The organism is Micromonospora sp. NPDC051227 (assembly GCF_044455385.1).
Lineage (GTDB): Bacteria > Actinomycetota > Actinomycetes > Mycobacteriales > Micromonosporaceae > Micromonospora.
The window spans coordinates 1-23688 of record NZ_JBITET010000016.1; the positions used below are offsets into that span (position 1 = coordinate 1).

At 72.4% G+C, this 23688-nt stretch carries 24 protein-coding genes and 5 tRNA genes; 15 read left to right on the top strand and 14 right to left on the bottom strand.

Annotation, left to right across the window (positions count from 1 at the left end; all coding sequences use genetic code 11):
* Window positions 1-189: 189 nt before the first annotated feature.
* On the top strand, window positions 190-720 hold the full coding sequence (locus tag ACIA47_RS28260; RefSeq protein WP_396711402.1) for a DUF488 family protein: 531 nt from the start codon (window positions 190-192) through the stop codon (window positions 718-720).
* A 1-nt stretch (window position 721) separates the two neighbouring features.
* Here ACIA47_RS28260 and ACIA47_RS28265 read toward each other — a convergent pair whose 3' ends face one another.
* Genes ACIA47_RS28265 through bioB form a run of 3 tightly spaced genes read right to left on the bottom strand, consistent with a single transcriptional unit; the run spans window position 722 to window position 2425 of the window.
* Complete coding sequence (locus ACIA47_RS28265) at window positions 722-1228, bottom strand: GNAT family N-acetyltransferase (protein ID WP_091400729.1); 507 nt, start codon at window positions 1226-1228, stop codon at window positions 722-724.
* Between the two features lie 4 nt (window positions 1229-1232).
* Window positions 1233-1424 (bottom strand): hypothetical protein, encoded by a 192-nt coding sequence (locus ACIA47_RS28270; RefSeq protein ID WP_112675545.1) that lies wholly within the window; start codon window positions 1422-1424, stop codon window positions 1233-1235.
* 5 nt (window positions 1425-1429) lie between these two features.
* Window positions 1430-2425 carry a biotin synthase BioB gene (bioB, locus tag ACIA47_RS28275; protein WP_196927769.1) on the bottom strand — a complete coding sequence of 332 codons (996 nt, stop codon included), beginning with the start codon at window positions 2423-2425 and terminating at the stop codon, window positions 1430-1432.
* A gap of 155 nt (window positions 2426-2580) precedes the next feature.
* Between bioB and ACIA47_RS28280 the strand changes: the two genes are divergently transcribed.
* Genes ACIA47_RS28280 through ACIA47_RS28295 form a run of 4 tightly spaced genes read left to right on the top strand, consistent with a single transcriptional unit; the run spans window position 2581 to window position 6742 of the window.
* Entirely contained in the window at window positions 2581-3717 is a 1137-nt protein-coding gene (locus ACIA47_RS28280) for an 8-amino-7-oxononanoate synthase (protein ID WP_396711403.1), read from the top strand.
* Window positions 3714-4439, top strand: a complete 726-nt coding sequence (gene bioD, locus ACIA47_RS28285; RefSeq protein ID WP_091400737.1) for a dethiobiotin synthase — start codon at window positions 3714-3716, stop codon at window positions 4437-4439. The genes ACIA47_RS28280 and bioD overlap by 4 nt, the downstream gene beginning before the upstream one ends.
* Before the next feature lie 54 nt (window positions 4440-4493).
* Complete coding sequence (locus ACIA47_RS28290) at window positions 4494-6065, top strand: sensor histidine kinase (RefSeq protein WP_396711404.1); 1572 nt, start codon at window positions 4494-4496, stop codon at window positions 6063-6065.
* On the top strand, window positions 6065-6742 hold the full coding sequence (locus tag ACIA47_RS28295; RefSeq protein WP_396711405.1) for a response regulator: 678 nt from the start codon (window positions 6065-6067) through the stop codon (window positions 6740-6742). The genes ACIA47_RS28290 and ACIA47_RS28295 overlap by 1 nt, the downstream gene beginning before the upstream one ends.
* 34 nt (window positions 6743-6776) lie before the next feature.
* Here ACIA47_RS28295 and ACIA47_RS28300 read toward each other — a convergent pair whose 3' ends face one another.
* From ACIA47_RS28300 to ACIA47_RS28320, 5 genes are all read right to left on the bottom strand, one after another.
* Window positions 6777-7547, bottom strand: coding sequence for an ABC transporter permease subunit (locus ACIA47_RS28300; protein WP_396711406.1), 771 nt, complete (start codon window positions 7545-7547; stop codon window positions 6777-6779).
* Window positions 7544-8476: an ABC transporter ATP-binding protein gene (locus ACIA47_RS28305; protein ID WP_396711407.1), complete on the bottom strand. Its 933-nt coding sequence runs from the start codon at window positions 8474-8476 to the stop codon at window positions 7544-7546. Before ACIA47_RS28305 ends, ACIA47_RS28300 begins: the two co-directional genes overlap by 4 nt.
* An 89-nt stretch (window positions 8477-8565) precedes the next feature.
* Window positions 8566-9414: a polysaccharide deacetylase family protein gene (locus tag ACIA47_RS28310; RefSeq protein ID WP_396711408.1), complete on the bottom strand. Its 849-nt coding sequence runs from the start codon at window positions 9412-9414 to the stop codon at window positions 8566-8568.
* Between the two features lie 24 nt (window positions 9415-9438).
* The gene (locus ACIA47_RS28315; protein ID WP_396711409.1) at window positions 9439-10629 is read right to left on the bottom strand and encodes a cytochrome P450; all 1191 of its coding nucleotides are present in this window, start codon (window positions 10627-10629) and stop codon (window positions 9439-9441) included.
* Between the two features lie 9 nt (window positions 10630-10638).
* Window positions 10639-11307 carry a class I SAM-dependent methyltransferase gene (locus ACIA47_RS28320; RefSeq protein WP_396711410.1) on the bottom strand — a complete coding sequence of 223 codons (669 nt, stop codon included), beginning with the start codon at window positions 11305-11307 and terminating at the stop codon, window positions 10639-10641.
* Between the two features lie 150 nt (window positions 11308-11457).
* On the opposite strand from ACIA47_RS28320, the gene ACIA47_RS28325 reads away from it, so the two are divergent.
* The gene (locus tag ACIA47_RS28325; protein ID WP_396711411.1) at window positions 11458-12354 is read left to right on the top strand and encodes a hypothetical protein; all 897 of its coding nucleotides are present in this window, start codon (window positions 11458-11460) and stop codon (window positions 12352-12354) included.
* Window positions 12355-12396: 42 nt separating this feature from the next.
* Here ACIA47_RS28325 and ACIA47_RS28330 read toward each other — a convergent pair whose 3' ends face one another.
* Window positions 12397-15327 (bottom strand): M36 family metallopeptidase, encoded by a 2931-nt coding sequence (locus ACIA47_RS28330; RefSeq protein WP_396711412.1) that lies wholly within the window; start codon window positions 15325-15327, stop codon window positions 12397-12399.
* Window positions 15328-15547: 220 nt separating this feature from the next.
* Between ACIA47_RS28330 and ACIA47_RS28335 the strand changes: the two genes are divergently transcribed.
* The gene (locus ACIA47_RS28335) at window positions 15548-16681 is read left to right on the top strand and encodes an alkane 1-monooxygenase (protein ID WP_396711413.1); all 1134 of its coding nucleotides are present in this window, start codon (window positions 15548-15550) and stop codon (window positions 16679-16681) included.
* A 14-nt stretch (window positions 16682-16695) separates the two neighbouring features.
* On the opposite strand, the gene ACIA47_RS28340 is transcribed toward ACIA47_RS28335, so the two are convergent.
* Together ACIA47_RS28340 and ACIA47_RS28345 are read right to left on the bottom strand one after the other, a co-directional pair.
* A complete protein-coding gene (locus ACIA47_RS28340) occupies window positions 16696-17277 on the bottom strand; it encodes a TIGR03086 family metal-binding protein (protein ID WP_396711414.1) in 582 nt (193 codons plus the stop codon).
* Window positions 17278-17359: 82 nt separating this feature from the next.
* Entirely contained in the window at window positions 17360-17962 is a 603-nt protein-coding gene (locus ACIA47_RS28345; RefSeq protein ID WP_091400759.1) for a TetR/AcrR family transcriptional regulator, read from the bottom strand.
* Window positions 17963-18349: 387 nt separating this feature from the next.
* On the opposite strand from ACIA47_RS28345, the gene ACIA47_RS28350 reads away from it, so the two are divergent.
* The 3 genes from ACIA47_RS28350 (at window position 18350) to ACIA47_RS28360 (ending at window position 18615) form a co-directional block, all read left to right on the top strand.
* Window positions 18350-18422 (top strand) — tRNA-Gly (locus ACIA47_RS28350).
* 34 nt (window positions 18423-18456) lie between these two features.
* Window positions 18457-18527, top strand: a tRNA-Cys gene (locus tag ACIA47_RS28355).
* A gap of 13 nt (window positions 18528-18540) precedes the next feature.
* Window positions 18541-18615 (top strand) — tRNA-Val (locus tag ACIA47_RS28360).
* Between the two features lie 64 nt (window positions 18616-18679).
* Here the strand turns inward: ACIA47_RS28360 and ACIA47_RS28365 are convergent.
* Window positions 18680-19153, bottom strand: coding sequence for a winged helix-turn-helix domain-containing protein (locus ACIA47_RS28365; RefSeq protein ID WP_203125567.1), 474 nt, complete (start codon window positions 19151-19153; stop codon window positions 18680-18682).
* A 177-nt stretch (window positions 19154-19330) separates the two neighbouring features.
* Window positions 19331-20065: a GNAT family N-acetyltransferase gene (locus tag ACIA47_RS28370; protein WP_396711415.1), complete on the bottom strand. Its 735-nt coding sequence runs from the start codon at window positions 20063-20065 to the stop codon at window positions 19331-19333.
* A 118-nt stretch (window positions 20066-20183) separates the two neighbouring features.
* Here ACIA47_RS28370 and ACIA47_RS28375 point away from each other — a divergent pair, with 118 nt between their 5' ends.
* The 3 genes from ACIA47_RS28375 to ACIA47_RS28385 all read left to right on the top strand — a co-directional run bounded on the left by ACIA47_RS28375 (window position 20184) and on the right by ACIA47_RS28385 (window position 22925).
* Window positions 20184-20765, top strand: a complete 582-nt coding sequence (locus ACIA47_RS28375) for a TetR/AcrR family transcriptional regulator (RefSeq protein ID WP_203125546.1) — start codon at window positions 20184-20186, stop codon at window positions 20763-20765.
* A gap of 80 nt (window positions 20766-20845) precedes the next feature.
* Window positions 20846-21955, top strand: coding sequence for a Gfo/Idh/MocA family oxidoreductase (locus ACIA47_RS28380; protein WP_396711416.1), 1110 nt, complete (start codon window positions 20846-20848; stop codon window positions 21953-21955).
* Window positions 21956-21968: 13 nt separating this feature from the next.
* Window positions 21969-22925 carry an NADP-dependent oxidoreductase gene (locus ACIA47_RS28385; protein ID WP_396711417.1) on the top strand — a complete coding sequence of 319 codons (957 nt, stop codon included), beginning with the start codon at window positions 21969-21971 and terminating at the stop codon, window positions 22923-22925.
* Window positions 22926-23096: 171 nt separating this feature from the next.
* Here the strand turns inward: ACIA47_RS28385 and ACIA47_RS28390 are convergent, their stop codons facing one another.
* Window positions 23097-23339: a DUF6458 family protein gene (locus tag ACIA47_RS28390; RefSeq protein ID WP_091400768.1), complete on the bottom strand. Its 243-nt coding sequence runs from the start codon at window positions 23337-23339 to the stop codon at window positions 23097-23099.
* Window positions 23340-23486: 147 nt separating this feature from the next.
* On the opposite strand from ACIA47_RS28390, the gene ACIA47_RS28395 reads away from it, so the two are divergent.
* Together ACIA47_RS28395 and ACIA47_RS28400 are read left to right on the top strand one after the other, a co-directional pair.
* Window positions 23487-23559: transfer RNA gene (locus tag ACIA47_RS28395), tRNA-Gly, on the top strand.
* 26 nt (window positions 23560-23585) lie between these two features.
* Window positions 23586-23660: transfer RNA gene (locus ACIA47_RS28400), tRNA-Val, on the top strand.
* Window positions 23661-23688: the final 28 nt, after the last annotated feature.

Below are 23688 nucleotides of genomic sequence, written 5' to 3' on the forward strand. Positions count from 1 at the left end.
TCCTACATCAGCCTCATCCACACAACTTGATCAACAACTCATGACACAACTATCGGGACTTCCCCTTGACACATGTCTCGGGACAGCACAGTTCCACCCGGACGGTAACTGTCCAAGATCTGCGGCGCCCGGCCTTCGCGGGCGGACTCGGGTGGGATAGGTCGGCGGGATTCCGGGCAAGCCACGGTGGTGCGAGAGTTGCTGACCGTTGGGCACGGCGCGGCCGATCGGGGCCGGCTGGGAGACTTGCTGACCGGGGCCGGGATCGGCCAGGTGGTGGACGTGCGGCGATACCCAGCCAGCCGCACCAACCCGGACGTCCGCCGCGAGGAACTCGAACGGTGGCTGCCCGAGTGCGGCATCGACTACCGCTGGGAGCCGCGGCTCGGTGGACGACGGCACGTCCCGGCCGGGGAGCCGGAGCCGGACACCTGGTGGACGGTCGCGGCGTTCCGGGCGTACGCCGCCCACACGCGGACGGCCGAGTTCGACGACGCGCTCGTCGAGGTGCTCGCCGAGGCGGATCGTCGGACCACCGCGATCATGTGCAGCGAGAGCGTGTGGTGGCGCTGCCACCGACGGTTGATCGCCGACGTCGCGACGCTGGGCAACGGAATCCCCGTGGCGCACCTGATGCCGGACGGCCGCCTCAGCCCGCACCGGCCGGCCGAGGGCGCCCGCCGACTGCCCGACGGCCACCTGCTGTGGGACGACGCCTGAGTCACTCCACCAGGTCGTCGGCGAGCAGGTCCATCAACAGGCCGTCGTGCCAGCGGCCGTCCGCGCCGCGCTCGTAGCGGCGCAGCACGCCCACCGGGCGAAAACCAACCTTCGCGTACGCCCGGATGGCGGCGCTGTTCGCCGCGGCCGGGTCGATGGTGAAGCGGTGGTGGCCGTACTCGTCGATCAGGTGTCGGGCCAGGGTGCGGATGGCGTCACCGCCGAGACCGGCGCCGCGCTCCGCCGGGTCGAGGAAGACGTCCAGGCTGGCGTGCCGGTAGTCCGGGTCCGCCTCGGCGTACCACTGGATCGCGCCGATCACCCGACCGTCGTGCTCGATCGCGTACACGTGCAGGTCGTCGTCGGCGAGGTCGGCGCGCACGGAGTCGGCCAGGTCGTCGCCGCCCCGCCACCACCGGCGTACCTCCGGGTCGGCCCGGATCGCGGCGAGGGCCGGCACGTCCGCGACCGTCGCCGGTCGTAGTGTCACCGCCCGCCCTCGCAGCACCGGCTCAGCCCCGGATCTCGCCGTGCTCGACGCAGACCGCCGACCAGCCCACCGGCAGCACCTGCACCTTCATCCGGCGACGGCAGCGGGGGCAGAACCGGGGCGGCTCCAACTGGCGGGCCGACGCGCAGCCCGGGTGAGCGGTGGCCGTCGCCGACTCACCGCACCGGTCGCACCACAGCTCCGTCGTCGTCATGGTCGTCACAGCGTGGCAGAGAGCGCCTTGACCGGCATCTTCAACTCGTCCAGCAGCTCCAGGTCGGCGGTCGCCGGTCGACCCAGCGTGGTCAGGTAGTTGCCGACGATCACCGCATTGATGCCGCCGAGCAGACCATCGCGGGTGCCGAGGTCGCCGAGGGTGATCTCGCGACCACCGGCGTACCGCAGGATGGTGCGCGGCATGGCCAGCCGGAACGCGGCGATGGCCCGCAGCGCGTCCTTGCCCTCCACCACCGGACGGTCACCCAGCGGGGTGCCGGGGCGCGGGTTGAGGAAGTTGAGCGGCACCTCGTGCGGGTTCAGCTCGGCGAGCTGTGCGGCGAACTCGGCCCGCTGCTCGACGGTCTCACCGAGGCCGAGGATGCCACCGCAGCACACCTCCATGCCGGAGTCGCGCACCATCCGCAGCGTCTCCCAGCGCTCCTCCCACGAGTGCGTGGTGACCACGTTGGGGAAGTACGACCGGCAGGTCTCCAGATTGTGGTTGTAACGGTGCACGCCCATGTCGACCAGGTCGTCGACCTGCTCCTTGGTGAGCATGCCCAGCGACGCGGCGACCTGGATGTCGACAGCCGCCTTGATGGCGGCGACGCCCTCGCGCATCTGCTTCATCAGTCGGGCGTCCGGGCCGCGGACCGCGGCGACGATGCAGAACTCGGTGGCCCCGGTCGCGGCGGTCTGCTTCGCCGCCTCGACCAGCGACGGGATGTCCAGCCAGACCGAGCGCACCGGCGAGGTGAACAGGCCCGACTGCGAGCAGAAGTGGCAGTCTTCCGGGCAGCCGCCGGTCTTGAGCGAGACGATTCCCTCGACCTCGACCTCCGGGCCGCACCAGCGCATCCGCACGTCGTGAGCGAGCTGGAGGGCGGCGGGCAGGTGCTCGTCGGGCAGGTTCAGCACGGCGAGGACGCCGGCCTGATCGAGGCCGACACCGTCACCCAGGACCTGGGTCCGGGCCTGGTCGAGGATCTCTGGCATGGCTCGTACCCTACAAGGCCTCCCGATCAGCTGGAATGCCCTGGCAGTTCGCGGACAGCTCGCACCGAGTGGAATCGTCGGGCCGGTGACGGCGGGTGGTAATTTCGCCCGGCGGGTGTCGGGCTGACCGGCACGCACAGCGGGGGAGGGTGACGGTGGCGGACTGGCTGGCGGCGCTCGACCGCCGTGCGGAGCTGCGGGCGAAGGCCGGGCTCACCAGGCGACTGCATCCGCGTCCGGCCGACGATCAGATGACTGATCTGGCCGGCAACGACTACCTCGGTCTGGCCACCCACCGGGACGTCATCGCCGCGGCCACCGCGGCACTCTCGGCGTACGGGCTGGGGGCGACCGGGTCGCGCCTGGTCAGGGGCTCCACCGACGCGCACCGGGCGCTGGAGGAGGATCTGGCCCGCTGGCTGGGCACCGACGGCGCCCTGGTTTTCTCCTCCGGCTACCTGGCCAACCTCGGCGCGCTGCGGGCGCTCGTCCAACCTCGGACGCTGCTCGTCTCCGACGCGCACAACCACGCGTCGCTGATCGACGGCTGCCGCATCTCCGGTGCGGAGACGGTGGTCACCCCGCACGCCGACGTCGACGCGGTAGCCGACGTGCTCGCCGCCGCTCCCGGCCGCCCGGCGGTGGTGGTGACCGAGTCGGTCTTCTCGGTCGACGGTGATCTCGCCCCGCTGGCTCGGCTGCACGCGGTGGCCCGCCGTTACGGCGCGCTGCTGCTGGTCGACGACGCGCACGCGCTGGGCCTGACCGGCCCGGCCGGCGCGGGCGCGGTGGCGGCCACCGGGCTGGCCGGCGAGCCGGACGTGGTGGTGACCGCCACCCTGTCCAAGGCGCTCGGTGGCGCGGGTGGCGTTGTCGCCGGCCCGGCCGAGTTCGTCCGGCATCTGGTCGAGACCGGGCGCACGTTCATCTTCGACACGGCACTGCCGCCGGCGGTCGCCGCTGGTGTGCACGCCGCGCTGCGGCTCGCCCAGGCCGGCGACGACCTGCGCGCCGAACTCTCCGACCGGGTGGGACTGGCGGTCGGTCGACTGCGGGCGGCCGGGCTGACCGTCTCCGCCCCGGACGCGGCGGTGATCTCGGTGACCGCTCCGGGGCCGGAGGCGGCGACCGCCTGGGCCGCGGACTGCCGGGACCGGGGCGTCGCGGTGGGCTGTTTCCGGCCACCATCCACCCCGGACAGCCGCTCCCGCCTGCGCCTCACGGTGAGCGCGGGGGTGCCCCGGGCGGCGTTCGATCGGGCGCTGGACGTCATAGTGGACACCGCCCCATGACCGGGTGGGCGGGGTCGGTGCTGGTTACCGGGACGGACACCGAGGTCGGCAAGACGGTGGTGACCGCGGCGATCGCGGCCGCCGCGCAGGCCGCCGGGCTGCGGGTGGCGGTGGTCAAACCGGGTCAGACCGGTACAGCCGGCGGTGAGCCCGGCGACGTGGACGCGGTGAACCGGCTGGCTGCGCCGCTGACCGGTCGGACCCTGGCCAGCTACCCGGATCCGCTCGCCCCGTTGGCCGCCGCGCGGGTCGCCGACCTGCCGCCGCTGGAGTTGTACGCGGCGGTGGACGCCGTCCGCGCGGAGGCCGACAAGCACGACCTCGTGCTGATCGAGGGCGCGGGTGGGCTGCTGGTTCCGATGGGGCTGCGGCCGTCGGGGGAGCCGTGGACGATGGCCGACCTGGCGGTGTCGCTCGGCGCGCCAGCGGTGGTGGTCGCCCGCGCCGGGTTGGGCACGCTCAACCACACCGCGCTGACCCTGGAGGCGCTGGACCGTAGGGCGGTGCCGGCCGGTGTGGTGATCGGCGCCTGGCCGGCCCGGCCGGAGCTGGTGCACTGGACGAACCTCACCGATCTGGTGCCGAACCTGCTCGGCGCGTTGCCCGACGGCGCGGGCGCGATGGACCCGGGCGTGTTCCGGCGGTCCGCGCCGGGTTGGCTCACCCCGGCCCTGCACGGCGTGCTCGACGACTGGCGGGTCTGGGCCGAGGAGAGCGGCTGAACACCTGACTTTCGTCGGTGTCCGCGCAGGTCGGGCGTGGGTAGCCTGACCGCCGTGCGGATCCTCGACTTCCCGCCGCCGGGTTGGCTGCACCGGCGGCGTCGCCTGCTGCTGGACGTGCTGCTTTGGGCGGTGGTGGTCGCCCCGGTCGGCTACGCCGAGGCCAGCCCGCCCTATACGCGGTACACGTTGCCGCTGCTGGTCGGCAAGCTGCTGGTGCTCAGTGTGGCGGTGGTGGCGAGTCGACGTCAGCCGTTGGTCGCCCTGGTGCTGGCGGTGCTCGGGTCGTTGGTTGATGGCAACTTCGTGTTCGCCATTCCGGTCTTCAGTTATCTCGCCGGGCGGCGCAGCGCCACAGTGGGTCCAGCGATCATGGTCTTCGTACTGATCACGGCCGGTGGCACGGCGCTCAACCTGGGGCTGCTCGGTGCCGGCGCGGCCACCTGGTTCCTGCTCGCCTCGGTGCTGCTCTTCGCCGCCGTGTTCCCCTGGTTGGTCGGCCGGTACCGCCGCCAGCAGCAGGAGTTGACCGACGCCGGTCGCCGGCACGTCGACGCGCTGACCCGCGAGCAGCGGGGCGCCGCCGAGCGGATCCGGCTGCGTGAGCGGGCCCGGATCGCCGGGGAGATGCACGACTCACTCGGTCACGACCTCAGCCTGATCGCGTTGCGCGCCGCCGCCCTGGAGGTCGCCGCCGACCTGGACGACCGGCACCGGGCCGCAGCGGGGGAGTTGCGGGCCAGCGTCTCCGCCGCCACAGAGCGACTGCACGAGATCATCGGGGTGCTCCGCGAGGAGGCAGGCGCGTCGCTGCGTCCCAGCGGGGAGACCGTCGCCGACTTGGTCGACGGCGCCCGGGAGGCCGGCATGGCGGTACGGCTGGACACCGCCCCGGTGGTCGCGGACCTACCGGCGATGACCGGTCACGCGGCGCACCGGATCGTCCGGGAGGCGCTGACCAACGCGGCCCGGTACGCGCCGGGCGCCCCGGTCGACGTGCGCCTCAGCCGCGACGGTGACCGGGTCGAGGTGACAGTCGTCAACGACGCTCCGCCGGCCGGGCCGCTGCCCGCCCCGCCGTCGCAGGGCAGTGGGCTGGTCGCCCTCGCCGAGCGGGTCCGCCTCGCCGGCGGGACGCTCGACGCCGGCCACCGGGCCGGCGGCGGGTTCGCGGTACGGGCGGTGTTGCCGGCCACCGCGGCGCCGCCGGAGGCGATCGGGTCGGCGGCCGAGGCCGGGCCGACGTCCTGGTCCGACGAGCGACAGGGTCCGGCGGAGCGGCCGGTGGACGCCGAGCGGCGGTTGCACGACGCCAGGCGGCGGGTTCGACGCAGCCTGCTGGTGGCGCTCGTCGCCCCGGTCGGTTTCGCCCTGGTGCTCTCGTTCGTCTACTACCCGGTGGCGACCGCCGGGACGGTGCTGGACCGGGCCACCTTCGACCAGATGCGCGTCGGCGCGGCCCGGTCCGAGCTGGTCGGGCTGCCCCGGCGGCAGTTGGAACGCCCAACACCGGTCGACCGGGCCGGCTGCGAGTACTACACCGACGGCAACTTCCCCCTCGCCGCGCCGACCTGGCGGCTCTGCTTCACCGACGGCCGGCTGGTCAGCAAGGAGTGGATCGCGTAGTGGACACCGACACGACGGGGGCGCCGCCGATCCGGGTGGTGCTGGCCGACGACGAGGCGATGATCCGGGCCGGCGTCCGGGCCATCCTCGCCAGCGATCCGGGCATCGAGGTGGTCGCCGAGGCCGGCGACGGGCACGCGGCGGTGGAGCTGGTCCGTGCCCACCGACCCCGGGTCGCGCTGCTGGACATCCGGATGCCGCGGCTGGACGGGTTGGCCGCCGCCGCCGAGATCCGCCGGGTCGTGCCGGACACCGCGACGATCATGCTGACCACCTTCGGCGAGGACGACCACGTGGCCCAGGCGCTCGGGCACGGTGCCAGCGGGTTCCTGCTCAAGGCCGGCGATCCGCGTGAACTGATCGCCGGTGTGCACGCCGTCGCCGAGGGTGGGGCGTACCTGTCGCCGAGGGTGGCCCGCCGGGTGATCGAGCTGGGGGCCGACCGGCTGGCCCGTCGACCCGCCGCCCGGGAGCGTGCGGCCGGGCTGACCGAGCGGGAACGGGAGGTGCTGGCCCTCGTCGGGGCGGGCCTCTCCAATGCCGAGATCGCCCGCCGGCTGCACCTCGTGGAGGGCACCGTGAAGAGTTACCTGACCAGCATCTTCACCCGGCTGGACGTCCGCAACCGGGTGCAGGCGGCGATCCTGGCGTACGAGGCGGGGTTAGTCGACGGCTGAGCGGGGGCCGGGGGCCCCGCTCAGCCGACATCCCTCACGCGTCGCGGCGGCGCAGTGCGGCCCGGCCCAAGAGCAGCGCGGCGGCGGCCCACCCGGCGAGCAGGAGCAGCCCGACCAGGGGCGGGTACGGCTCGGTGTCGCCGGCCAGGAAGTGCCCGCCGGCCACGCCGGGGAACACGTCGGCGATCCGGTTCAGCACGTCGATGTCCGGCTCCTGAAGCGACAGCGGCACGATCATCAGGGTGGCGAGGAGCACGGTGAGCGTGAGCACCGCGCTGCGCAACGCGGCGCCGAGGCCCAGGGCGAGCACGCCGACCAGCGCGAGGTAGGTCGCCACCGCCACGATGTCGCCGACCGTGTCGGCGGCCGGGGCGCTGCCCCACTCGCCGAGGACCGGCCGGGCGACCAGGGCGCCCACGCCGCCGAGCAGCAGCCCGAGCGCGAAGGTGACCGCCCCGGCGACCGCGGCCTTGGCCAGCAGTACGCGACCACGGGACGGGGTGCACTGCAACGTCGTGCGGATGGTGCCACTGGTGAACTCGGCGGTGATCGCGAGCAGGCCCAGCGCCAGCACCACGTACTGGGTCAGCTCGACCGAGTCGATCAGCACGCTGCCGACGGTGACGATCCCCCGGTCGTCGGTCGGGTCGTCGTTGGTGTTGTCGTTCGCGGCGTAGATGGCCAGCTGGCCGGCGCTCGCCGCCATCACCAGCAGCCCAGCCAGCGCCGTCCACCAGGAGCTCCGCACCGAGGAGAGCTTGGTCCACTCGGCGGCCACCGCGCCATGACGGGTGCTGACGCTCATCGTGACCCTCCTCCGGTCGTTCCGCCGGCGTACTCGACGCTGTCGGCGGTCAGCTCCATGAACGCCTGCTCCAGCGACGCGGCGTGCGCGCTCAGCTCGTGCAGTCGTACCCCCAGTTCGTGGGCCAGGTCGCCGACCTGGTCGGCGGTGGCGCCGGTGACGGTGAGTTCGTTACGGTCGGCCGCCTCGACGGTCGCCCCGGCGGCCGTGAGGCGCGCGGCGAGCGCGGCCAGCCCGTCCGGGTGCGGGCTGCGGACCCGGACCGCGACAGTGCCGCGGGCGATCACCTCGCCGATCGGCGAGTCGGCGAGCAGCCGTCCCCGACCGATCACCACGAGTTGGTCGGCGGTGAGCTGCATCTCGCTCATCAGGTGGCTGGAGACGAAGATTGTCCGTCCCTCGTCGGCCAGCGAGCGCATCAGCTGCCGCACCCAGCGCACCCCGTCCGGGTCGAGTCCGTTCACCGGCTCGTCGAACATCAGCACCGGCGGGTCGCCGAGCAGCGCGCCGGCGATGCCGAGCCGTTGGCCCATGCCGAGTGAGAGTGTTCGCCCCGGCTTACCGGCGGCCCGTCCGTCCAGCCCGACGGTGTCCAACACCTCGTCGACCCGGCGGGTCGGGATGCCGTTGCTGTGCGCCATGGCCCGCAGGTGTGCCCGGCCGGACCGGGCCGGGTGGATGGCCCGGGCGTCGAGCAGCGCGCCCACCTCGTGCAGCGGCCGGCGCAACTCCCGGTACGCGCGCCCGCTCACCAGGGCCTGCCCGGCGGTGGGACGGTCCAGCCCGAGGATCATCCGCATGGTGGTGGACTTGCCGGCGCCGTTGGGGCCGAGGAAGCCGGTGACCCGGCCGGGCGCGATGTCGACGGTCAACGCGTCGACAGCGACGGTCGACCCGAACCGTTTCGTCAACCCACGTAATGTGATCATGTGCTGACGCTAGGCGAGCGGCCTGCCACCCCGCCGCGCCCGAACGGCACCACCCACCCCTGACTTTCGTCAGGCCGGTGGCGGGCTGATCACCGTACGTACTGCTCCAGCAGCGCCGGGGTGAGCCCGGCCCGGTGGATCGCCTTCAACGCCGCGAGCAGGTCGTCCATCAGCGCCGGTCGGAAGTGCATCAACAGCACGTCGCCGGGTTGGACCAACTTCTCCGGGGTCTGGTAGCGCACCTTCCCCTCGTGGACGGTCTCGGTCCAGTGGAAGACCGCCTTCGCGCCGCAGTCGTGTGCGGCCTTCAGCGTGGTGCTGTCATGCTCGCCGAACGGTGGCCGGAACAGGGTGGGCCGCTTGCCGAACAGCTCCTCCAACCTGTCGGCGGCACCGCAGATCTCCCGCTTCTGATAGTCGTACGACCGGCCGGCCAGCGAGTTGTGCGTGATGGTGTGGTTCTCCACGACCCCGCCCACCGCCTCGATCTGCCGGAAGTAGTCGGTGTGTTCTGCCGCCGCCGGCGAGTTGAGGAACATCGTCACCGGGATGCGCGCCTCCCAGATGAAGTCGATCACTCCCGGCGGGCGGGCCAACCCCCCGTCGTCGATGGTGATGAAGGCGACCTTCTGGTCCGTCGGCAGGCGGTGCCAGAACGCCGCCGAACCGGTCGTGGGCAGCGTCACCGGTTGCGGCTGCGGTGCCTCGGGAAACGTCGGCACCTGGGACACGTACCAGGCCAGGCTCTTGAACGCGGGTTTCGCGGTCGGGGACGGCGAGGCCGAGGGGGTCGGTGCCGGTGCGGACGGAGTCGGCTGGGCCGCGGTGATCTGTCGAGCGTGCGCCGGGTGGCTGGGGCGGACTGTGCAGGCAGTCAACGCCAGCAGGGCCAGAAGCGTTACGACGACAGGGATCCGACGGGTGGGGATGGCTGACACGCCCGGAAACATACCGAGCGGATGTCAGGATCCGGGCAGCCCGGTGACCCTGGGGGAGCGGCGGACCACGAACGCGTCCGGCATCCGGAAGGTGAGATTGTCCGGGCACCAGGGCGGACGGAGCACTGTCACCCCGTCCAGCAGCGGCGCGGCCTCGGCCACCACGACGGCCGCCTCCATCCGGGCCAGCACGTCCCCGACGCAGCGGTGCGCGCCCGCCCCGAACGCCAGGTGTCGGCGTGATCCACGCTGGCCCGGACGGAACTCGTCGGGCGACTCGACGACCGCCGGGTCCCGGCCGGCGCGGCCCAGCCACAGCACGAGGCTGCTGCCCGCCGGCACCTGCGTGCCGCCCAGCGTGCTCTCCGTCGTCGCCACCCGCCGCCAGGTGACGATCGGTGGTTCCAGCCGCAACCCCTCCTCCACCACGTCGGCCACCGCGACCTCGCCGGTGCGCAGGCCGGCCCGGACCACGGGCTCGTTGGCCAGCCGGTGCAGGAGCAGGGTGAGGAACTGCGAGGTGGTCTCCTGCCCGGCGACCAAGAGGAAGAAGAGCGCGCCGACCACCACGTCCGGCGGGTGCCCGGCCGCGCGCAGCTCGGCGGCCAGACCGCCCCCGACGGCCGCGAAGTCACGCAGTACCCGGTGGAACCGGCCCACCTCGGCGGCGAGCGCCACCTGCCGGTCGGCGTCCAGTGGTGCCCAGAACAACTCCAGCGCGGCGCGGGCGAACTCCTTGACCGCGCCCACCGGCGCGTCCGGCAACTCGACCAGCCGGGCCAGCACCAGCAGCGGCAGGTCAGCGGCGAGGTCCGCGTACAGGTCGATCGGCGTACCGGCGTCGAGCGCCGCGCCGATCCTGGCCACCCGGTCCCGGACCAACGCGGTGAGCCACTGCCGCTGCGCGGCCACCCGGGCGGGGTGCAACGCCTCCGCGACGATCGCCCGGATCTGCGGATGGCTGACGCCCGAGTTGTTCGCCAGGGTCGGCGGCAGCCGGAACCGGTGCCCGGCGAGCACCCGCAGCGCGGTCACCGGCATCGGTGTCACCGCGTCCAGCGCGTTGTCCGGCCGGTAGGTGGTCGGGTCGGCGAGCACCTGGCGGACCAGCGCGTGCCGGGTCACGACCAGGTGGGTGCCGCCGACGTGGTCCGGCACCCGGGCCACGTCCGGCCATGCGGGGTCGGCCACCTGCGCCCAGCTGCGGAACAGCACCCGGACACGCTAGCCGGAGGCTCCCGGCAGCCCGGCCCGCAGCCGCCAGACGGTGGTGCGCTTCACCCGCACACTCTCCAGCGCCTCCGGCACCGGCACGTCGTACCCGGCCACCTCGTCGAAGCGGTCCCGGGGCAGGAACGCCCGGCCGGGGTCACCGACCAGCGCCGGCGCGCCGGCCCGGGCGGCGCGCAGCAGGAACCGCAGCACCCGGCGGGCCAGCGCCTCGCTGTAGAAGACGTCTCCGGCGAGCACCACCTCGGCGTCCCCGGCGTCGCCGTCGAGGATGTCGCCGAACTCGGCGTCGACGCGTACCCCGTTGGCCTCGGCGTTCAGGGCGACCGCCGCCACCGCCAGTTCGTCCACCTCGACGGCCCGCACGGACGCCGCGCCGGCGCGGGCGGCGGCGATGGCCACCAGGCCGGAGCCGGAGGCGAGGTCGAGCACCCGCCGGCCGGCGACCAGCTCCGGGTGGTCGGTGACGTGGCGGGCGAGGGCCTGCCCGCCGGCCCAGGCGAACGCCCAGAACGGCGGCGGTCGGTCGCTGGAGAACTCTCCCTCGGTCAGCTCCCACAGGCCGATCGGCTCGTCCGCCTGGTGCAGCCGCACCTCGGGCACGAAGGGGACCGGGGCCAGCCGGGCGTGCAGCCGGACGAACGTGCTGGAGAGCTCGGACACGGCGTGATTCTCGCAGCGGCCCGGCTCCCGGCGTGTCGCGGGGGAGTGGTGACCGGTTCATCACGGTCGGTGAAAACCCGCCCCGTCCTTGCCGTCCGGTGCGAACACACCCGTCTGGTCGGGCCGGTGCTCCGCTTCTAGCGTTGCGGGGTGGAGGCGACCGAACGGAGGACGGCGGTGGTGACGGTGTGGCGGTATGCGCTGAGGGCAGGGGTGGTGCTGGCCTGTCTGAGCGGGGTGGAGCTGGCGGTGGCCGCCCCGGCACAGGCGGCCTTCACCACCGAGATGAGCGGCCTGCCGGGACGGTTCACGGCCGGCGAGCAGGTGCGGACGATCTCCGCGGTGGTCTCCCAGACGGATCGACGCGCCAGGTGCGCGAAGGTGCGCTGGTCGATGGTGCTCAGCGTGCAGGGGGGCCTCCGGCTCGACCAGGTGAAGATGGACCGGGTGGAGGAGACCGGCGACTTTCCGCTGGAGATACGTACCGAGGGTGACGTGGCCCGGTTGACCGACCGGCAGCTCGATCCGGGCACGCTCTGCCCGGGCCGCACTGTCACGGCCCGCTACCGGGTGGCCTTCGCCGAGGACGTCACCCAGGGGCGGGTCACCCTCGCGGCCGAGGCGTACGACGCCAACCTGCGCCTGCTGGCCCGGCAGACCGCCACCCGCTCGGTGGTGGGGGCGGGCGGCGCTCCGACCAGTACGCCGAAGCCGACGGCGACCCCGCCGGAGCCCACCGAATCCGCGAGCGCGCCGGCCGAGGGCGAGAGTACGGCGACGGAGGAGCCGGTCGCGGAGTATCCGGCCGAGGCCGCGCCACCGGCGGCCAACCGCCCGGTCTCGCAGTCCGGTGCGTTCGGCGTCGTGCAGGTCGCCTTCCTGCTCGGCGGGCTGCTGCTCTTCCTCGGGGTGGGGCTGCTGCTGCGGCTGCGGCAGCTGACCCGGGCCGCGGCCGGGGGCGCCGACGAGGCCGACGACGACCCCCCGGTGGACCGGCGCTGGGAGCGTCCGGCCGCCGCCGATCCATGGCGCCGAGCGCACCGTTGATCGAGACCGTGGGGCCGGCGGACATCCGCCGGCCCCACGGTGTCACTTCGCGAACGCCTGGAACTCGGCGATCCTGACCTGGCTGCGGGCCGGGCTGGCGGTCGCGCAGTCCGTCGTCGTGGCCGGGTCGTCGTCCTGCTCGCCCGCGTAGTGCGGGCCGCCGGTGCACTGGCTCGCCAGCACCTCGAGGCGCAGGTGGGTGGCGAGGGTGGTGGGTACCGCGAACGTCCGGAGGTTGATGTCGCGGCTGTACGCCCGGTACGCCCCGCCGGGGAACGCGTCCCCCGCGCTGGTGTAGATGCGCTGCCAACGCGTCGGGTCCGCGCAGTCGGTGGTCGTCGCGTTGCAGGCGGACACCGCGAACGAGCGCAGGGCACTGAGCGCGTTCTGGGCGCCGGTGTCGGCGTCGCCGGTGATCGCCGGGCGCAGCATCGCGCTGACGTTCACCCGCTTGACCGTCTGTGGGGCGTCCCCCGGCAGCGCCACTGTGAGCTGCCGGCCGGCGACCCCGTCCAGGGAGGCCCAGTTCGTCGCCTCGGTGTCGTCGACGGCCCGGTCCAGGTTGACCCCGTCGCCGGTGACGGTGGCGCCGGAGGCGGTGGAGGCGAGGTTGCGGCTCATCCGCAGATCGATGTACCTGTCCTGACCGGCCTTGGCGACCACGCTGAGCCGCTGGTGCCCGAACCCGGGGGCCACGGCGAGCAGGTCGTACGTGCCGGCCACCATCTCCACGGTGTCCGGGATCGGCGTCGCCGGGTCGGTGTCGGCCACCGGCACGGCCCGCGCCTCGTACGCCCCCACGTACACCCGGATCGGCGCGTCGGCGCTGTCCCCGCGCGGGCGCAGGGTGAGCGTCGCGTTGCCACCGCTCGGTGAGGCGAAACTCGGCGTCGGGTCGGTGTCGCCGGCACCGTTGGTGGCGGCGTCCCGGCCCATGCCGGAGCGCGCGAACTCGGCCCAGATCAGGTCCTGGTTCGCGCCGCCGAAGCGGAGCAGGTCGGCGGTGAGCATGTTGTCCCGCATGTCGAGCATGCTGACCTGGCTGGCGGCCTGGAGCAGGAACGAGTCGAAGACCAGCTGCGACCAGCGCCGGTTGCCCGGGCACTGATCTGCCGCGACCTTCCCCTGTGCGCAGTTGAGCTGCCGTTGCGGTGTGCCGAGGCCGTACCGCTTGACCAGGGCGGAGCGGACCCGGAAGTTGGTGGCGCCCCAGATCTCCCCGTCGGCGTGCACCGCCGGGCCGGCCGTGTTGTAGCCGATGTCGGAGTAGTTGAGTGGGCTGCGGCTCAGGTCGTAGTTGCGGATGCCGCTGACCAGGTTGCCGGTGACGTAGCCGCCGGTGATGAAGGGCGTCTCGCCGGGCGCCCGCAGCCCGTGCTGGAAGAGGTACTCGGCGGCGAGCAGGTCGCCCCACGACTCACCCATCGCTCCACCCTGGTGGCCGCCGATCCCGCTGTCCGGGCCGGCGATCATCCGGTTGGTGATCGCGTGGGTGTACTCGTGGCCGATCACCGTCATGTCGTAGTCGCCGTCAACGCACGGCGGGTACGGCCCGCCCGCCTGCGGCTGCCAGAGGTACATGTTGGTGGTCGGCGGCAGCCCGTCGCGCGGGGTGCCCTGGTTGGCGTTGTTCCGGTTGCCGGTCAACGCGCCCTGCTGGGCACGGCCCTGCTCGGCGTCCCCGCCCAGCCCGGACGGGGTGAGGTTGACCGCCTGGAGGTTCCACGCCGACTCGGTGAAGCCCAGCTGGTACGACCAGTCGTGCATCCGGTTGTGCATGGCGAAGAGGTTGGCGATCGACGCGTCCGCGTCGTTGCGCTGGGCGGAGGTGAACACCCCCGGGTTGCACCGGGCCTGGTGCCACTGGTCGGTGAAGGGGTACTCGTAGCGGCGTTCCGGGCTGGTGGGGGCCGGCACGACCGGGGTGTTCGCGCCCCAGGACAGCACCGTGTTGGCCGAGTTGCCGCGCGAGGTGAAGGTCGGCGTGCCGGTGGCCGCGTCGACGTCCCACGGTTGGCCGGTGGCCGGGTCGCGGAAGGCGGCCTGGCAGCCGGGGGCCGGGTCGCCGCACCAGCGCACCCGGGGGTCCTGCCCGGGGCCGAGGTCGCGAGGCGGGGTGGCCGGGAAGACCGCCCAGCTCGGGTTGTCGGAGTCGTAGTCGACGAGGTCCTCGCGGACCAGCACCTGCCCGGTGCTGCCGTCCACGTAGCTGGTGAACGCGGCCGGGTGCTCGGTGTCCGCGCCGATCATGGTCACCTCGTAGGCGGCCCGTGGCCCGTCCAGCGGGGTGGGCACGGCCACCGCCCGGACCGTGTGGCTGGCCACCGCGTCGGCGGTCAGCTTGGCGTCGGCGAGTGCGGCGGCGTACGCCTGCTCGGCGGTGCGGGTGGCCGGCGCTGGCGCGTCGGTGTTCCGGGCCAGCGAGGAGCTGACCGAGAGCACCGCGCCGTCGTCGACCGCGAGGGTGACGAGGCCGTCCGGCCCGGCCGGCAGGTCGCCGAAGCGTTGCCGGAGGGTGACCACGGTGCCGCTGCCGATCGGCCGGACCAGCACCCGTTCCATGTTGGCCACCGCGGCGGCGTCCATCCCGAACAGGTGGCGGTTGGCGGCCAGGTAGGCGCGGGCGGCGGCCTCCGGGTCGGCGGGCAGCCCGCTGGCCAGCGGGGTGCGACCGGGGCCGAGCGCCTGTGGGGTGCCGAGCCGGTTCCACCGGACGTCGGGGTCGACGGCGCGGGCCATGCCGCGTTGGCGGGCGTCAGGTGCCGCCGTACCGGTGCGGTTGTCGGCGTCGGCGGGTGCGTGCCCCTCGGCGAACGGCCCGGACCGGCGCTCGGCGGACGCCGCGCCGCCGGTGGGGGCCGCGGTGCTCACACCGGTGGGGAGCAGCGCGGCGACCGTCGCCGTTGTCGCCAGGATGGCAATGAGCCGGCGTCGACGCCGGCTCATCGGGGGTGACCATTCCGGTTGTGGCACGGGACCTCCTCGTGGGAGCGGGATGGCCGGCGATCGCCGACCGTCGCTGCGTGGTGACGCATGCGCATCTGTGGATATCAGTCCGTCGAGGTCGCGGCAAGGTCCCGGGCCGGCGCCGCACCAACAGATCGAGATAACTCAACTTTACAAAACCGCTGCTCTTGTAAAAGCGCCGGCCGGCTGTCAGGGTCGACGCAGGACGTGAGAGTGGAGGTTGGTCGTGGACGTCGATGCCGATCGGACCATCGAGCCCGCCGCCTGGCGGGACCCGCGCAAGCCGCTCTGGCCTCTGGCGCTGCTGGTGCCGACGCTGCCCTTCGCCGGCTTCGTCCTGTGGCGGGCCGGCGGCGGGGCCTGGGCCTGGTGGTTCACCCCGGTCGTCGTCTTCGGCCTGATCCCGGTGATCGACCTGCTGCGCGGCGACGACCGGCAGAACCCACCCGAGGAGGCGGTGCCCCGACTGTCGGCGGACGGCTACTACCGGTGGCTCACCTACCTCTACCTTCCGGCCCAGTACGCCGCCCTGGTGCTCTGCTGCGCGGTGTGGACCCGCGACGGGCTCTCGGTGGCTGGCGCGGCCGGCCTCGTCGCCACCATGGGCGTGGTCAACGGCATCGCCATCAACACCGCTCACGAGCTGGGCCACAAGCGGGAACGGGTGGAGCGCTGGCTGTCCAAGGTGGCCCTGGCGCCCACCGGCTACGGGCACTTCTACGTGGAACACAACCGGGGCCACCACGTGCGCGTCGCCACCTGGGAGGACCCGGCCAGTTCCCGGCTGGGGGAGAGCTTCTGGGCGTTCTGGCCGCGTACCGTCTTCGGCAGCCTGCGCTCGGCCTGGCGGTTGGAAACCAGCCGGTTCCGGGTCCGTGGTCGGTCACCCTGGACCCACCGCAACGACGTGCTCAACGCCTGGGCCATGACCGTAATGCTGTACGCGGCGCTGACCCTGGCCTTCGGCCTCGGCGTGCTGCCATTCCTGGCCCTCCAGGCGGTGGTCGGCTTCTCCCTACTGGAGGCGGTCAACTATCTGGAGCACTACGGATTGGCCCGGCAGCGCACCGCCGCCGGCCGTTACGAGAAGGTCGACCCACGGCACAGCTGGAACAGCGACCGCACGGTCACCAACGTCTTCCTCTTCCAACTCCAGCGGCACAGCGACCATCACGCCAACCCGCTGCGCCGCTACCAGACGCTGCGCAGCTTCGACGCCGCGCCGCAGCTGCCGGCCGGTTACGCCACGATGCTGGTCGTCGCGCTGGTGCCACCGCTGTGGCGCCGGGTGATGGACCACCGGGTGCTCGCCCACTACGACGGCGACCGGACGCGGGCCAACCTCCACCGCCGGAGCTGACCGCCGCGCCGTGATCAGTCGCTCGGCGCCCAGTCGGGGTCGCGGCCGAACGCGGCCAGCAGGTGGTCCTGCTCGTCGGCGTCGTCGGGCACCCGTACCCCGGTGTGGACCAGGTTGTTGCGCTGGTAGGCCTCGATCTGGCCGGCGAACCACTGGGCGGCGGCGTGCACCGCGTCCGGGTCGAGCTGCGGCTGCGCGCCGATGGCCACCGCCACGTCCCAGCCGTGCACGAGGTGCTCGGCGAGGAGTTGCCGGAGGTACTCGATGGCCGGGGTGTCGCCGCCGGAGAGGTGCACGGTCCGGTCGATGGCGCCGGGGTGGGTGGCGGCGATCTCGGCCTGCGCGGCGGCCTCCCGAGCCGTCGCGATCGGGTCGGCGCCGAGTTGGTCACCGTCGAGCCGGTCGCCGACCTCGTCGATGGTCCGGCCGGCGAGCAGCGGAACGCTCCACCGGTCCTCGGTCACCACGTGGTTGACAAGCGTGCGGACGTCCCAGTCCGAGCAGGGTGTCGGGTCGGACCACTGGCCGGGCTCGATCTGGTCCACCCGGTCGATGAATTCGGCCAGGCTCCGGCGGTACGCCTCCAGGAGATCCATGCTGCCGATTGTTCCGGTCGACGGGGCGGACTGAGCCCGTTTTGCCCGGCCCGGTGTGGGGGATCGGTGCTGGCTACCCAGCTCAGTCCAGGTCGGCCGGGTCCAGGCCGAGCTCTCGGGAGGTGACCAGCCGGACCCACTCGCCGAACTGACGGCGGGAGATCACCCGGTCGTGCACGGCGAGTTGGACGGCGAGGCCGTCCATCACCGCGCTGATCCGCCAGGCGGCCCCGTCGGGGTCGGCGCACTGGAAGGTGCCGTCGGCCACCCCGGCGGTGATCACGGCGGCCAGGTCCTGCCGCCAGCGCAGGTCGAGTCGCCGGGAGACCTTCTCCAACTCCGGGGTACGCAGCGATTCGGACCAGCCGTCGATCCACATCGACCAGGAGGTCGCCCGCCCGGCCGGGGTGTAGAGCTTGAGGATCCGGCGGAGCTTGGTCAGCGGTGCGGCCGACGAGCGGGTCACCGCGTCGAGCCGGGCCAGATCCTGCTCGACCGCGTACGCGAAGGCCTGTGCGAGCAGGCGCTCCTTGGTGGCAAAGTGGTAGAAAACCAACGCCTGACTCACGCCCGCGGCATTCGCCACGTCCGCCGTCCGGGTGTTGGCCAGACCGCGCTCCACGATCACGTCGCAGGCGGTGCGCAGCAGGGCATCCAGGCGGATCTCGGCCGCACGTCTCGTCACGACCGTTACCGTAGCCCATCCGACTGAACACGAACAGTTACCACCACGCGCCGATCCACGCGGCGACAGTCGGAAGCCGGACACTTCCTCGGGGTGTCGTCGGTCGTTCAACTCAGAGTGTTCGTCGAGGTCCGCTGCCCAGTGTCGGGGGGTGGAGGCGTCGATGGTCGGGCATGCGACGCGGTGATGACGATCATTTCCTGGTGATGTCAGAGTGTCACGGTCAGTGCCGGATGCGGGTATCAGGTCAGCCCCCTAGGAAGCCCACCGATGGTGGCTCCGGTCCAGCGCCGGACACGCGGGACGCGCCGAGGCGACCCCGAGTTGGCAGTCAAAGACCGGCTCGGCTAAAGTTCTCATCCGTCACCCGGGAACGTCCGGGGGCGTGCGGACGTAGCGCAGCTGGTAGCGCATCACCTTGCCAAGGTGAGGGTCGCGGGTTCGAATCCCGTCGTCCGCTCGGAGCTGCCGCCACGCATGACGGGGGCAACCTCGGTGGGGTGGCCGAGAGGCGAGGCAACGGCCTGCAAAGCCGTGTACGCGGGTTCAAATCCCGTCCCCACCTCGGCAACAAGCACGGGCGATTGGCGCAGTGGGAGCGCGCTTCCTTGACACGGAAGAGGTCACTGGTTCAAACCCAGTATCGCCCACCAGAGCGAAACGGCTCGTTACCGGAAGACCCGGTGACGAGCCGTTTCGGTTGTGGCGCGACGGCCATCAGTCGACGCTGAGCCGGTAGCCGATGCCCCGCACGGTGTGCACCCGCAGGGCATCGTCGACGGCGTGCAGTTTGCGACGTAACCGCTTCACGGCCGAGTGCAGGATCGACGTGTCGCCGAGGAACGCGCAGCCCCAGACCGATTCGAAGAGCCTCTGGTACGTCCAGACTCCGACCGGTGCGGTGGCGAGTTGGGTGAGCAGGTTTCGCTCGAGCCGGGTCAGGGCCAGCGGTTCTCCGCGCCACGCCACCCGGTGGTCGAGCGGGTCGATGGTGAGGTCACCGAGGCTGATCTGGCCGGCCACGCCGACGGCTGGAGCGGCTGCGGCTACGGCCGGAGCGTGGACGGACGCGGTGGTGGGGGTGGGGGGTCGCGCAGGCCCCCCGATGACCGGCCCGCCGATCATTGCCTGCAACTCCGCGAGGTCGGTGCAGATCACCAGGGTGCCGAGTCCGTCCAGGCGCCGCACCATCCGCTCCCGCACGGACACGTCGGCGGTCACGCAGAACACGAGGGACACATCGTCGATCACTGTCGTACCTCCCCAGGCGCCAGTAAAAGACAACGCTGTCTGAACCCCGTAGTCAATGGTTTCCGTCGGGTGGCCACCCCGTGATCCAGTCTGGTTCGCCGGGCCTCGCGCTCGCCTTCAGAAGGTCAACAGGCGGAACTCGCCCACTGGCCGGAAGCCGAGGCCGTGGTAGACCGACTCGCCGACGGCCGACGAGGTGAGGGCGGCGGTGCGGGCGCCCCGCTCGCCGGCCAGCTGAAGGGCGGCCCTGGTCATAGCCGCGCCGATGCCCCTGCGTCGCTGCTCCGGCTGGGTGCCGACGAAGTAGAGGGTGACCAGACCGTGGCTGATCCAGGCGACGGCCGTTGCGACGACCCGGCCGTCATCGAGGCGACCGGCCAGCCGGAGCACTGTGCCGTCGCCGGTGAACGCCTTCTCCCGTTCGATCGTCGCCGCCACGCCGTCCGCCGGGATTCCGGACACCCGGGCATAGGCCGGGACGAACGTGGCGAGGTCTGTGGTCTCGGCGATCCGCACGCCAGCGGGAGTCGGGACATCGGCCGCCGCCCCGATCCTCACCGTCATGATCGGCATCCGGGCGACCTGCACCGCGCCGAGGGAGACCAGGCCGTCCGCGGTGCCGGCGTCGCTGTCCGGGCCAACCCACCAGATCCGGGGTACGCCGTGCAGGCGCTGCCGGGCCTCGGCGAGGGCGTCCTGTGGCGTGCGCCCGGCCACCCGCAGTACGCCGTTGAGGGGTGCGTGCGGCACCTCACTGCGGTAGGTCGGGAGGTCGGGACCCCCGGCGACACCGATGTTCCAACCGAGCAGGTACGCCCGGTGCGCGGCCAGCACGGTGTCGAGAGACTCCATGATCTGGATCGTAACGCGGCGTCTGGGATCCCTGTCAGCCAGCGCAAACGGCTCGATTCGTCGGCTGTGATCGGCGGTACTTTGTCGATCGTTCCAGATAGCGGGTAGCGTCTCCGGCATGGCCCGCACCCGTGAGTTCGACCTCGACGCCGCGGTCAACGCTGCCATGAACGTGTTCCGGAGCAAGGGCTACGAGGGCACCTCCATGCGTGACCTCTCCGAGGCGACCGGTTTGGGCAGCGGCTCGATCTACGCCGCGTTCGGCAGCAAGGACGGCCTCTACCTGGCGGTGCTCGACCTGTACCGGCAGCGCTACGCCGCACCCATGGTTGATCTGCTGCGCTCGGGCAACGATGCGCGAGCGGTCATCCGTGAGGTGTTCATCGGTGCGGTGGACGACATCACCGGGGACGGCCGGCACCTCGCCTGCCTCATCGTCGGGGCCTCGATGGAACGGGCCCACCAGGATGTGCGGGTCGCCGAGCGGCTCCGCTCGACCACCCAGTCCCTGGAGTTGGCGCTCTACGACCTGCTCGCCGAGGCGCAGTTACGGGGCCAGATCAGCACCGACCGCAGCGCCACCGACCTGGCCGGCTTCCTGGTGACCAGCCTCCAGGGTCTGCGGGTGATGGGCGCCATCAACCCGGATCGGGCGGCGCTGACGCGTTACGCCGAGGTCGCGCTCACCTGCCTGGACTGACGTCCGCCGGACGACGTGGTCGGCCCATCGTCCAACCAACGTGCGCTTTTCCGATTTATCCTGTTTTGAGGAGATGGAACATGTCCAAAATCGGCGTCGGCATCATTGGCGCGAGCACCAGCGGATGGGCCTCCACCGCACACGTGCCCGCCATCGCCGCGACACCCGAGTTCACCCTGCGCGCGGTGAGCACCTCCCGTCCGAGCAGCGCCGAGGCGGCAGCGGCCAGGTACGGCGTGCCCGCCTACCACGACCACCGCGACCTGATCCGCCATCCCGGCGTCGACCTCGTGGTCGTGGCGGTGAAGGTCACCGAGCACTTCAAGCTCATCTCCGCGGCCCTGGACGAGGGCAAGATGGTCTACAGCGAGTGGCCGCTGGGCAATGGCCTGGTCGAGGCCCAGCAGTTGGCAGACCGGGCGGCGAAGGTTGGCGTCCGCACGGTGGTCGGCCTCCAGGGGCGGTACGCCCCCGAGGTCCGATACGCCCGGGAGTTGATCCGCGACGGGTACGTCGGCGAGGTGCTCGGCACCACGATGGTCGGCTCGGGGATGGTCTGGGGTGGTGAGGTTGCCGACCCCAGCCAGGCGTACTGGTTCGACAACGCCAACGGCGCCACTCCGCTCACCTCAGCCACCCTGCACGCCCTCGATCCGCTGCACTTCGTCCTCGGGGAGTTTGACTCGGTGGCCGCGAACCTCGTCGTCGGCCGCAGGCAGGCGACGGTCGCGACGGACGGCAGCACCATCCCGGTCACCGTGCCGGACCAGGTGGCGGTGATCGGTGCCCTCGATGGCGGCGCGGCGGCGTCCATCTTCTACCGGGGCGGGGTGTCTCGTGGGGACAACTTTCGGTGGGAGATCAACGGCAGCGAGGGCGACCTGGTGCTGACGGCCGGCTGGGGCAACATGCAGGTCGCCGAACTCACTCTCGCCGGAGGCCGGGGCACGGACAGCGCCGTCCGACCACTGGAGGTGCCGGCGTCCTACCTGGACGGCGTGCCCGCCGAGCTGAGTCGTTCCGTGGCCGGAGGTGTGGCGCGGCTCTACCGGCAGCTCGCCCGGGAGTTGGCCGACGGCACCCGGACCGTCCCCGACTTCGCGCACGCCCTCGGTCGGCACCGGCTCATCGACGCGATCGAGCGGGCCTCCGCCACCGGCATGACCCAGCCCTTGGCCCGACCCGAATGACGAGGAGTCGAGCATGAGAGCAGTTGGACTACTCCGCTACGGCGGGCCCGAGGTGCTGCGGGTGGTCGAGCTTCCGACGCCGCACGCCGGCCCTGGTGAGGTCCGCATCCGGGTACGCGCCGCGGCGGTCAACCCCGCGGACACGCTGATCCGGGCCGGTATGACGCCGGTGCGACTGCGCGGCGGCGACCCGCTGCTGCCCGGTCAGGACATCGCCGGCACCATCGACGAGGTGGGTTCCGGGACCAGTGGTGCTCTCGCCCAGGGTGACCCGGTGATGGCCATGATCAATCCGACCCGGGCGGCCGGCGGTGGGTACGCCGAGTGGGTAGTGCTCCCGGAGACCTGGGTGGCGCCCGCGCCGGCGGGCGTGTCACCCGCCGAGGCGGCCACCCTGCCGTTGAACGGGTTGACCGCCCTGCACGCCCTGGACCAGTTGCGGCTGCCGCCGGGCAGCACCCTCGCGGTGACCGGAGCGGCCGGCGCCGTCGGCGGATACGCGGTACAGCTCGCCAAGGCCGCCGGACATTGGGTGTTGGCCGACGCGGCGCCCGACGACGTCGAACTGGTCACCGCGCTCGGCGCCGACGTGACGGTGACCCGAGGTCCCGATGTCGCCGACCGCTTCCGCGAGCACGCCCCGGACGGGGTGGACGCCGCTGTCGACGCCGCGTTGCTCGGCGGCGCGTTGCTGCCCGCGGTGCGCGCGGGTGGTGCCGTCGCGCTGCTGCGCGGCGGGCCCGATCCGGTGCTGCGGGCGCAGGCCGACCAGCGGAGGATCGACATGGTGTCCGCGTACGTGCACGAGTACGACGGGCGCCGCGACAAGCTCGACCTGCTTCGGCGGCTCGCCGAGGAGGGTGCGCTGACCCTGCGGGTCGCCGCTCGGTTCCCGCCGGAGGAGGCGGCCCGGGCGCATCAGCTCCTGGAGGCCGGAGGGGTACGCGGCCGGTTGGTCATCGAGTTCTGATTCCGCCGCCGGCACCACCGGAGCATGCCGGCCCACTCGCCGGCCGCGACGCCTACCCGACGTCTGCTGCGGCACGAGGTCGCCGGTGCGACGGGTCGGCCGCCTTCGGCGAGGCGGCCGACCCGGAATCACGTTGATCTGGCAGCTCTGCCAGCGATGGAAGCGGTCGTGTCACAGCGGAGGCGCGATGTCCCGCCGCTCCTCGACCTGCCGGTACTCCACCGGCTGCTCGGTGGTGGTGACGACCTGGCGTCGGCGACCCCAGATCAGCGTGGTCATGATCAGGCCAAGGACGCCGGCGCCCATCAGGATCCAGCCGACCACGTCGAGGTTGATGCCGCCGACGCTCGCGTCCAGTGCGAAGGTGAGGATCGCGCCGAGCGCGATCAGGAAGATGCTGGTGCCGATACCCACGACAGCCTCCTTAAGGGGGTGTGGTGCGCTGTCGCGTCCTTCAGTACCCCGGCCGGGACCAGCGCAACCGCGACCGGCCAGGGTGCCGTGCCAAGCGATCTTGGCATCGGGTAGAGTTCATCTGTCGCCGGCGCTTGCCGGGGACGTGCGGACGTAGCGCAGCTGGTAGCGCATCACCTTGCCAAGGTGAGGGTCGCGGGTTCGAATCCCGTCGTCCGCTCGCGATGCGCCCCACGGGGCCGCCACGGGCGATTGGCGCAGTGGGAGCGCGCTTCCTTGACACGGAAGAGGTCACTGGTTCAAACCCAGTATCGCCCACCATCTTTACAAGCGGATCAGATGACCCGTC

Coding starts and splice junctions, on each gene's coding strand:
- ACIA47_RS28270 (WP_112675545.1), bottom strand. CDS start 1,424: ATGACGACGACGGAGCTGTGGTGCGACCGGTGCGGTGAGTCGGCGACG.
- bioB (WP_196927769.1), bottom strand. CDS start 2,425: ATGCCAGAGATCCTCGACCAGGCCCGGACCCAGGTCCTGGGTGACGGT.
- bioD (WP_091400737.1), top strand. CDS start 3,714: ATGACCGGGTGGGCGGGGTCGGTGCTGGTTACCGGGACGGACACCGAG.
- ACIA47_RS28300 (WP_396711406.1), bottom strand. CDS start 7,547: ATGAGCGTCAGCACCCGTCATGGCGCGGTGGCCGCCGAGTGGACCAAG.
- ACIA47_RS28305 (WP_396711407.1), bottom strand. CDS start 8,476: ATGATCACATTACGTGGGTTGACGAAACGGTTCGGGTCGACCGTCGCT.
- ACIA47_RS28340 (WP_396711414.1), bottom strand. CDS start 17,277: ATGGATCTCCTGGAGGCGTACCGCCGGAGCCTGGCCGAATTCATCGAC.
- ACIA47_RS28365 (WP_203125567.1), bottom strand. CDS start 19,153: ATGGTGCGGCGCCTGGACGGACTCGGCACCCTGGTGATCTGCACCGAC.
- ACIA47_RS28370 (WP_396711415.1), bottom strand. CDS start 20,065: ATGGAGTCTCTCGACACCGTGCTGGCCGCGCACCGGGCGTACCTGCTC.
- ACIA47_RS28375 (WP_203125546.1), top strand. CDS start 20,184: ATGGCCCGCACCCGTGAGTTCGACCTCGACGCCGCGGTCAACGCTGCC.
- ACIA47_RS28380 (WP_396711416.1), top strand. CDS start 20,846: ATGTCCAAAATCGGCGTCGGCATCATTGGCGCGAGCACCAGCGGATGG.
- ACIA47_RS28385 (WP_396711417.1), top strand. CDS start 21,969: ATGAGAGCAGTTGGACTACTCCGCTACGGCGGGCCCGAGGTGCTGCGG.